Origin of the sequence: Pseudomonas sp. NPDC089530, assembly GCF_050280705.1 — a bacterium.
In the GTDB taxonomy this organism is placed as follows: Bacteria; Pseudomonadota; Gammaproteobacteria; order Pseudomonadales; family Pseudomonadaceae; genus Aquipseudomonas.
Map to the genome: position 1 here is coordinate 95,973 of NZ_JBNNVU010000013.1, position 6,579 is coordinate 102,551.

Genomic DNA, 6,579 nt, shown 5'->3' on the forward strand with positions numbered 1-6,579 from the left:
GGATTTCCTTCACTGGGCGCTTTGAAAGCCTTCGAGAACGTTCACGGCGTTGATGCCGATTTCTGCCACCGCGTAGCCGCCCTCCATGACGAACAGCGTCGGCTTGCCCAGGGCGGCGATGCGTTGCCCCATGGCCAGGTAGTCCGGGCTGTCGAGCTTGAACTGCGAGATCGGGTCGTCCTTGAAGGTGTCCACGCCCAGCGAGACCACGACGATGTCGGCGCCGTAGCGCCGGATTTCCCCACAGGCCTGTTCCAGGGCGGCGCTCCAGCGGTCCCAGCCGCTGCCGGCGGGCAGCGGGTAGTTGAAGTTGAAGCCCGCGCCGGGCCCTTCGCCCAGCTCGTCGGCATAACCCAGGAAGAACGGGAATTCGGCCTCCGGGTGGCCGTGGATCGAGGTGAACAGCACGTCGCTGCGTTCGTAGAAGATCGACTGGGTGCCGTTGCCGTGGTGGTAGTCGACGTCGAGGATCGCGACCTTGGCGTGGCCCTGGTCGAGGAAGGCCTGGGCGGCGATGGCCGCGTTGTTCAGGTAGCAGTAGCCGCCCATCAGGTCGCTGGCGGCGTGGTGTCCCGGTGGCCGGCACAGGGCGAAGGCGCTGCGCGCGCCGCGCTGGATCACCGCCTGGGCGGTGAGGGCGACCTGGGCCGCACTGTACGCCGCCTGCCAGGTGCCGGCGGTGATCGGCGCACCGCCGTCGAAGCTGTAGTAGCCGAGCTGGCCGTGCAGGCTGGTGGGGATCACGCTGCGCAGGGTGCGTGCCGGCCAGGTGTAGGGCAGCAGGTCGCCGTCGATGCCCTGGGCGGCCCAGCGCTCCCAGGCGCCCTTGAAGAAGTCCAGGTAGGCGCGGCTGTGGATGCGTTCGATCGGCCCCAGGCCGAAATCCCGCGGGGCCTCGACCGGGCCCAGGTTGCGATAGCGCACGCGGTCCAGCACGTGGTCGGCGCGGGACGGCATTTCGAAGCAGGGCATCAGTTGCCCGTCGATCAATTCACAGCGGCCGTGGTGCAGGTGGTGATCGTCCGAGTAGATCGTCAGCATTTGTTGTTCTCCGCAGGCTGTTTTCCGTGTTCCACAGTCTTGCGGCGCCGGGGCTTTTGGAGAACGGCAGGAGCGGCCAAAAGGGGATCGATATGGCCAAAGTCTTTGACCGAAATTCGCCCCCCTGAAGCAACATGGCGCCCCGTTGCGAGGCGCCACCTTGTTCAGCCGGCGACGGGCGCTTGAGTGAAGCGCTGCAACACCTCGAGCATGTCCGCGCGTTTTTTCTGGGCGAGAACCTTGAGCAACAGGGCGCGGCCGTTCTTCTCGCAGCGCTGGGCAGCGTCGGGATCGGCGCCTTTTTCCAGCAGCAGGGTGAACATGTCCAGAGTCTCCTGCTGGCTGGCAGAGGGCGACTGGGCGTCGGCGGAGGTCTTGTCGGCAACGAACATCAGCAGGCTCTGGCCTCCGGGCTCATGGTTGGAGCAGGTGCCACGACCGTAGTTCAGGTTGAGATTGGCGCCGGCTTCGACCAGCAGCCGCATGGCGGCGTAGTTGTTGTCCCAGAACGCCCGGTACAGAGCGGTTTCGTTGTCGTCCATGGTCCGCAGGTCGAGGTTCTGCGGGTGTTGCAGCAGCCAGGTGAAGCCTTCGAGGTTGCGCTTCTGTTCGGCCAGTTGCATCAGCGGGGTCTTGCCCCGGCTGGTGGGTTCGTCGATGGCGACGCCGGCTTCCAGGAGGAACTTGAGGCGCCCGCCCTGGTTCAAGTCAGGGCTGTCCTTGAGGTCGCGCTGCATGGCCTGGAGGGCCAGGGTGCTCCAGTTGTACTGGCCGCGGGTCTGGGCGCCATGGGCCAGCAACAGCCGGGCGATTTCCAGGTGCGGCGCGTCCAGGGCGTGCAGCAGGGCGCTGCGTCCGTCGTCGGCCATGACTTCGCCACTGACGCCGCTGGCCAGCAGGCGTCGGACCTCGGCTTCGTCACCGGCGTCCACGGCGGCTATCAGCGGCCAGAACCCCTGGCAGGCCTGGGGATTGGCGGACGCCAGGCCCAGGCGCTGGAGCACCCGGGGCGGCACGCTCAGCTGGCGTTGCAGGCGCATGCCGCAGTAGACCCGATACCCTTCGATGGCCCGGCCCTGGTGGATGTTGTCCAGTGGCCGCTGTTCGAACTGGGCCCAGTCCAGGTCGGCCAGGTTGAGGTAGGCGGGCATCCGCTCCGGCTCCCGGCGCAGCACTTCTTCCAGCCAGGGGCGGGCGGTTTTCAGTTGGCCGGCTTCGCTGGTCCAGTAGGCGATATCGTTGAGCAGGCCCGGGTACTCGCTGCGGTCCGGGGCCAGGGTGCGGAAGTCGTGGGTGGCGAAGAAGTCTTCCACCTGGCGCAGGCCCGGCCCCTTGTCCTTGGCTTTGCGCAGTCGTTCGTGGAGTTCGCGGAACTGCTGCCAGGCCGCGTCCGCCGTGGCCGGTACGGGATAGGCATTGAAGGTGATCGGCCCCGTGCCGCTGCTGAAGGGCCGGAACCACGCCGGAAAGCGCTGCAGGGCATACAGCCACTGTTGCTCGATCTCGGGGGTGACCGGCTGCAGCGGGGTGAAGTCCATCTGGGTCAGGTCCCGGCGGTGACTGATGGCCAGCATCGGCTGTTGGGGATAGCGTTGGTCGATCAGCAGATAGCGTCGGCTGAGCTGCCAGTCCGGGCTTGTGCAGTCGAAGCTCAAGGACGTCAGGCTCAGCCCGACTTCCAGTTGATTGCTGGTCGGCCAGTTGTCCGAGACCTGGATCGGGTCGTCCGGCGAGACGCAGGCCCGCAGCTCCTCCGGGCTGAACAGCGGCAGGGGCGGCGACTTGTAGATGCGCTGCTGGTACTGCGCGTCCTGGTAGGCGTTGAGATAGAACAGCCCGCGGTACTGGCTGAGCACGATCCGGGCCGGCAGTTGCGCAAGGCCGGGCAGGGGGAACGGCTGGATCTGCAGCGTGGCGGTTTCCGGTCGATCCAGGACGATGCCCTCCGATACCTGCCACCATTTGATCTTGGCCAGGTCGAAGGCCTGGGCGAGGGGGGCGATGGCGAGCAGCGACAGGGTCAGGCCGATCGCGCAAACGCGGACGAGCCTGGCCAGGTTGCCTGTGAATAGATTCAAGATTGCAGTCCTTTGCCGGTAGGGAGGGCCGGCAATGTAATGCAATCGGCGGCTTTATGCCGGGGTTTGTGTCAGGGCCGGAACTGGCTCGGGGCGACGCCGCTCCAGCGCACGAAGGCGTGGCGGAAGCTCGCGGTTTCGCTGAAGCCCAGGGCTTCGGCGATGCGGTAGATCGGCAGCTCGTCCTCGCAGAGCATCTGCTTGGCCCGCTCGAAGCGCAGCTCGTCGAGCAGTTCCTGGTAGCTGCAGCCCAGGTCCTTGAGATGCCGGCGCAGGGTGCGGGCCGAGCAGTTCATCTGTTCGGCCAGGCCCTCCAGGCCCGGCGCCGCGTCCAGTTGCGCCGCCAGCAGCTGGCGGATGCGCCCGAGCCAGGCCTGGCGCCCAGTGAATTCGGTGTTCTGCTTGCGGCAGCGTTCGGCCATGGCCTGGTGGGTGATGGCGTCGGCCAGGGGCAGCGGCTGGTCGAGCCAGCGGCGGTCGAAGGCGAAGGCATTGGATGGCGCATCGAATTGCAGCGGGCAGTCGAAGCGCTCGGTGTAGCGGCCCTGGTAGTCGGGCGCGGAGTAATCGAAGCGGGCGCCGCGCAGGGGCAGCGGATGGCCCAGCAGGTCGTCGCAGATGACCTTCATCGACACCAGGCAGAACTCGATATTGAAGGTCGCCAGCGCCGGGCTTTCGCGGTAGTCCGCGGCGGTCAGCCAGATCAGCTCGCCGTCGGCCTCGAGGCTCAGTTCGAAAAGTGTTCCCAACAGCGCCGGATAACGCAGTGCCAGGTGTAAAGCGTCACCTAAGGTGGCACTGGTGAGCAGGGCATAACCGAGCATGCCGTAGCTGGAGACGTGCATGCGTCGGCCCAGTTCCAGGCCGATATCGCGGCGCAGCGCCACGGCGTTGGCGCACACCAGCATTTCCTGGTTGGTGGTGATGCGGGTGTCGGCCCGGCTCAGGTCCGCCGCATTGATGCCGCTACCGGCCAGCAGCGCGTCGCTGGGCAGCCCCTGGTCCTTGAAGGTATTGAGGACCAGCGAGACGGCGTTGAGGGTGGTGAGGTGGGAATGCAGCATGTCCGTTTCCAGCCCTGAAGGAGCTGAAAACGGAGCAATTTGTATGCCGCGCCGTGCTTCTGTAGGAGCGAAGGGAGGGATCAGCTCAGCTCGCCGCACAGGTCCAGTTCGACCAGGCGCCGCACTTCGGCGGGGTCCAGGCCGGCGCCCAGCAGGGCGTTGAGCTTGCCGAACGCCGCTTCGCGGGTCATGCCGCCGCCGGACAGCACGCCGACGCCGCGCAGGCGGCTGCCGGCCTCGTAGATGTCCAGCTCTACGCCGCCTTCATGGCATTGGGTGATGGCGACTACCACGACGCCGTTGTCCCGGGCCTGTTGCAGGCTGGCCAGGAACTGCGGGTTGTCGCTCGGCCCGGTGCCGCTGCCGAAGCATTCCAGCACCAGCGCCTGGATGCCGCTGCCCAGCAGGGCATCGAGCTGTTCGGCGGCGATGCCCGGCACCAGCGGCAAGACCCCGACCTTGGCCAGTTGCTTGCCCTGGCGGTAGTCCAGTTGCGGCGGAATCGACGCCGCCTTGGTCCCGCCACCCTGACGCTGCAAGGCCGCGAACGGATGCCGGCCGAAGCTGCGGATCTTCGCGCAGCGGGTCGGCGCCAGCAGCTCGCCGTGGAAGTACAAGTGCACGCCCGGGGCCAGGCCCTGGCCGAGGGCGACCAGGGCGCCGCCGAGGTTTTCCCAGGCATCGCTGTCGGTCACGCCGGCCGGCAGCATCGATCCGGTGAACACCACGCGGGCCGGCAGGCCCAGCAACTGGAAGCTCATGGCCGCAGCGCTGTAGGCCAGGGTGTCGGTGCCGTGCAGGATCAGCACGCTGTCGCAGCCTTGTACATCGACCGCGTCGACCACGGCCTCGCGCAGACGCTGCCAGTAGGCGGGGGTCATGTTGGCGCTGTCGATCAGCGGCGCCATCTCGCGAAAGCGCCAGTCGGGCACCACCAGCTCGGGCTGGCTGTGCAGGTAGTCGCGCATCCGCGCCTCGAAACCGGAGGCCGGGGCCAGGCCGTGGGCGCTGGCCTGCATGCCGATGGTGCCGCCGGTGTAGAGCACCATGACGTTCTGTGCGCCAGGGTAGGTAGTGGAATTCATGGGAAGTTCTCCAGAGCGATGACAGCGTGCGGTCGAGCATGCCGCTGACCGCCGCTTGTGTCACGCCGGGCGCAAGACATGCGCCCGGTTTTTACCCGATCAGCGTTGCGCTGCGGGAATGCCTTGCGGCTGAGCGTCGTCCTTGGCAGCAACCGACGGGCTGGTCGGCCAGGCCTTCAGGTCCAGGTCCAGATCGGTAAATTTGCTGGAGTCGAACACTGGCTGGTCGACGCCGGCGCGGCGCTGCTCGTCGTAATCGCGCATCACGCGCATGCCGACTTTGAACAGCATGGCCAGGGCGATCAGGTTGACGAAGGCCAGGCAGGTCATGGTGATGTCGGCGAAGGCGAACACGGTCGAAAGGTCCTGCATCGAACCCCATACCACCAGCGCCAGCACCAGGCCGCGGAACACCATCAGCACGGCGCGGTTGCGGCTGAGGAACTGCAGGCTGTTCTCGCCCAGGTAGTAGTTGTAGAGGATGCAGGTGAAGACGAACAGCGACAGCGCGACGCTGACGAATATGCGGCCCCAGTCACCGACCACGGCGGCCAGCGAGTTCTGGGTCAGGACGATGCCGTCACCTTCGAAGCCCGGGGTGTAGAAGCCCGACAGCAGGATCAGCAGCGCGGTGCAGGTGCAGATCACGAAGGTGTCGAGGAACACGCTGAAGGCCTGGACCACACCCTGGGCGCCCGGGTGCTTCACGGCGGCCACGGCAGCGACGTTCGGTGCACTGCCCAGGCCCGCTTCGTTGGCGAACACGCCACGTTTCACGCCCATGACGATGGCGCTGCCGAGCAGGCCGCCGAACGCCGGGTCGAGGCCGAAGGCGCTCTTGAAGATGGTTTCCAGCATGGCTGGCACGTGTTCGATCTGGGTGCCGATCACGTACAGCGTCACGCCGATGTAGGCCAGGGTCTTGACCGGCACCAGCAGGTCGGACACCGCGGCGATGCGCTTGATGCCGCCGATGAAGGTGATGGCCAGCAGCACGGCGAGGACGATGCCGGTGTGCTTGGGATCGAAGGCAAAGGCGTTCTGCAGCGAGTGGGTCACGGTGTAGGACTGCAGACCGATGAAGGCGAAGCCGTAGGTGACCAGCAGCAGGATGGAGAACACCACCGCCATGCCTTTGAGCTTCAGGCCGTGCTGGATGTAGTAGGCCGGGCCACCACGGTACAGGCCGTCGCCATCGGCGCGCTTGTAGACCTGGGCTCGACCACGCCCGTCAGGTTGTAGCCGATCAGGCCGCCGAGGTTCAGGCCGGCGTAGGCGTAGTAGTTGCCGACGCTGCCGGAGCTCGAAGAG

General features: G+C 66.7%; 4 protein-coding genes and 1 pseudogene. All 5 read right to left on the bottom strand.

What is annotated here, in order from left to right; genetic code table 11:
- Positions 1-9: 9 nt before the first annotated feature.
- Positions 10-1,041 carry a histone deacetylase family protein gene (locus ACQKQA_RS08060; RefSeq protein WP_427555276.1) on the bottom strand — a complete coding sequence of 344 codons (1,032 nt, stop codon included), beginning with the start codon at positions 1,039-1,041 and terminating at the stop codon, positions 10-12.
- Positions 1,042-1,205: 164 nt separating this feature from the next.
- Positions 1,206-3,119, bottom strand: coding sequence for an ankyrin repeat domain-containing protein (locus ACQKQA_RS08065; RefSeq protein ID WP_427555278.1), 1,914 nt, complete (start codon positions 3,117-3,119; stop codon positions 1,206-1,208).
- Positions 3,120-3,190: 71 nt separating this feature from the next.
- Positions 3,191-4,183 carry an AraC family transcriptional regulator gene (locus ACQKQA_RS08070; RefSeq protein WP_427555280.1) on the bottom strand — a complete coding sequence of 331 codons (993 nt, stop codon included), beginning with the start codon at positions 4,181-4,183 and terminating at the stop codon, positions 3,191-3,193.
- Positions 4,184-4,263: 80 nt separating this feature from the next.
- Positions 4,264-5,268 carry an asparaginase gene (locus ACQKQA_RS08075; protein WP_427555282.1) on the bottom strand — a complete coding sequence of 335 codons (1,005 nt, stop codon included), beginning with the start codon at positions 5,266-5,268 and terminating at the stop codon, positions 4,264-4,266.
- Positions 5,269-5,367: 99 nt separating this feature from the next.
- Positions 5,368-6,486 (bottom strand): annotated as a pseudogene (locus ACQKQA_RS08080) (alanine/glycine:cation symporter family protein); the annotation flags it as partial.
- Between the last annotated feature and the right edge of the window lie 93 nt (positions 6,487-6,579).

What these genes read in the sequence shown, in the direction of transcription:
- ACQKQA_RS08070 (WP_427555280.1), bottom strand. Translation starts at nt 4,183, where the DNA reads ATGCTGCATTCCCACCTCACCACCCTCAACGCCGTCTCGCTGGTCCTC.
- ACQKQA_RS08060 (WP_427555276.1), bottom strand. Translation starts at nt 1,041, where the DNA reads ATGCTGACGATCTACTCGGACGATCACCACCTGCACCACGGCCGCTGT.
- ACQKQA_RS08075 (WP_427555282.1), bottom strand. Translation starts at nt 5,268, where the DNA reads ATGAATTCCACTACCTACCCTGGCGCACAGAACGTCATGGTGCTCTAC.